The sequence below is a fragment of the Fulvivirga sp. genome, assembly GCF_040220315.1.
In the GTDB taxonomy this organism is placed as follows: domain Bacteria; phylum Bacteroidota; class Bacteroidia; order Cytophagales; family Cyclobacteriaceae; genus Fulvivirga.
This window is the reverse complement of record NZ_JAVJUY010000401.1, coordinates 1-2,548: the sequence shown is the minus strand read 5'-3', so window position 1 is coordinate 2,548 and position 2,548 is coordinate 1. Positions and strand designations below refer to the sequence as shown.

Annotated in this window: 2 protein-coding genes; both read left to right on the top strand. The window is 40.3% G+C overall.

The window, feature by feature from the left end:
- Positions 1–132: 132 nt before the first annotated feature.
- Entirely contained in the window at positions 133–822 is a 690-nt protein-coding gene (locus tag RLO81_RS20580) for an ABC transporter ATP-binding protein (RefSeq protein WP_350116403.1), read from the top strand.
- Positions 822–2,548, top strand: a 1,727-nt coding sequence (locus tag RLO81_RS20575) for an ABC transporter permease (protein WP_350116401.1), incomplete at its 3' end; no start/stop codon positions are given. The genes RLO81_RS20580 and RLO81_RS20575, both read left to right, overlap by 1 nt.

Here is a 2,548-nt window from a genome sequence, read left to right as displayed (position 1 = left end):
CATGATTCTAACTGAACAATAAGGATGCCTAATATTAAAATAGTTGTTAATATGTAAACAAAATTAACTAACCACGTAAAAAGATAGATATTAGTAATCTAAACGCATTCGATTAATTCGTGTTATACAAATATGGCAGATATTCTTTCAGTTGAAAATTTAACCAAGACATTCAAATCAGGAAACAGAGAGCTTACAGTACTTGATAATGTAACATTTACCATTGAAGAAGGAGCAACAGCCACCATTGTGGGGCCTTCTGGCAGTGGTAAAACTACCTTGTTAGGCCTGTGTGCGGGACTAGATGTGGCCACCAGCGGCACCGTTTCCCTCAATGGAATAAAATTAAATGCGTTGGATGAAGATGACCGGGCATATACACGAAATCAATACATCGGGTTTGTTTTTCAAAATTTTCAACTGCTACCAACACTTACTGCCCTTGAAAATGTGACCGTTCCGCTAGAACTAAGAGGCGAGAAAGGGTATAAACAAAAGGCCATTGATTTATTAACGCGTGTTGGTTTGGGAGACAGAACCGATCATTATCCATCTCAGCTATCGGGTGGTGAACAGCAACGTGTGGCGATTGCCAGGGCGTTTATCACAGATCCAAAAATTCTATTTGCAGATGAACCCACTGGTAATTTAGATGAAGAAACGGCTGCCCAGGTAGAAGAACTACTCTTTGATTTAAATAAGCAGAAAGGTACAACTCTGGTGATGGTTACACACAATTTGGAGTTAGCTTCCAAAACAGAACGAATACTTCGGATTAAAGGTGGGAAGTTGGTAGATGATCAGAAAGTAGCTCTAGCCTGATGGAGTATAAAATTAAAATTGATCGAGGTAAGAAAAATATTTTGAATGACCCATGGGTGTGGCGTATGGCCTTCCGAGATGCGCGCAATAATCCCATGAGGCTTTTGCTTTTTATCAGTTCAGTGATTATTGGAATAGCAGCGTTGGTTTCAATAAATTCATTCAACATAAACCTGCAAAGAAGTATCGACAGCCAGGCTAGGGAGCTTCTGGGTGCCGATTTTGTGCTAGATGGAAACAAGCGTTTTGAGCCTGAGATATATAGTACCATTGATTCTATTCCTGTTGAAATGGCAGGTGAGTCCAGCTTGGCTTCTATGGTTCAGTTCATGACAAGTACCTCCGGGGTACGATTGGTAAGGGTTGTGGCACTGGAGGGCGATTTTCCGTTTTACGGTGAATTAGAAACACTTCCCGGCAATGCCTATGACTTAATGAAATCAGGGCAATACGCCATGATGGATGCCAACCTTATGTCACAATACGATGTTTCAGGAGATGATTCTATAAAAGTAGGCAAACTGATTTTTAAAGTAGCTGGTGAAGTTTCCAAGATTCCTGGTGGCGGAGGCATTTCATCTACGTTTACCCCATCGGTTTATATAAGCGCAAAGTACCTGGATTCTACAGGGCTTGTACAATATGGCAGCAGGGTCGATTATAAATTATTCTTTAAAGTACAGAATGAGGAACAGGTAGAAAGTGCAGTCTCCGTTTTGCAGCCAATAGCTATAAAATATGGTCATTCTGTAGATACTGTCAAAGACCGTAAGAATAGCTTGGGTGAAGGTTTTAAAAATATGTATCGCTTTTTTAACCTTCTGGCTTTTGTAGCATTAATACTAGGTTGCATAGGTGTGGCCAGTTCTGTTCATATTTATGTAAAGGAGAAGAAGGAATCAGTAGCAGTTCTGAGATGTGTCGGTGCGTCTGGCTGGCAATCTTTTAATATTTTCTTTATTCAGGCCGTTGTTACAGGATTTATAGGCAGTTTACTTGGTGTTGTATTAGGAGTTGCTATCCAATACCTCATACCGTCATTGCTTCAGGAGTTTATTCCGCTTGATTTGGATATGCAGTTGGCATGGTCAGCTATTGGCGAAGGCTTGCTATTAGGCGTGCTCATTGGCATATTATTTTCTGCTTTGCCTTTGCTGGCCGTTCGGTTTATTCCGCCACTTGCAGTACTCCGATCTGGGTTTGAACCTTTGAAAAACTTTTCTAAGTCGCGCGTTTTTGTTTCAATACTTATTATTTTGTTCCCATTGCTTTTTGCAGCTTATCAATCAGAGAGTTTGGAGATAGGTGTATTTTTCTTTCTGGGTATTTTGCTGGCCTTTGCAGCACTATCTGGTGTTGGCTGGTTAATAATGTACTTGGTGAGGAGGTTTTTTCCTTCTAACTGGGGGTTCATCTGGAAACAAAGTTTAGCTAATTTGTACAGGCCAAATAATCAGACTTTAGTGTTGGTAGTTGTAATTGGCCTTGGCGCTTTTCTCATTGCCACACTTACTATTGCGCAAAGTAGTTTATTAAACCAGGTTGAGTTTGTGGGTGATAAAAATCAATCGAATACCATTCTATTTGATATACAACCCTCTCAGAAAGAGGAAGTTATACAGCTTACGAAAGAGAACGATCTGGAGCCTAAGCAGGTGGTGCCCATCGTTACATGCAGGATAAGTGAGATAAACGGTAAGACTATTTCAGATATTCAAAATGATAC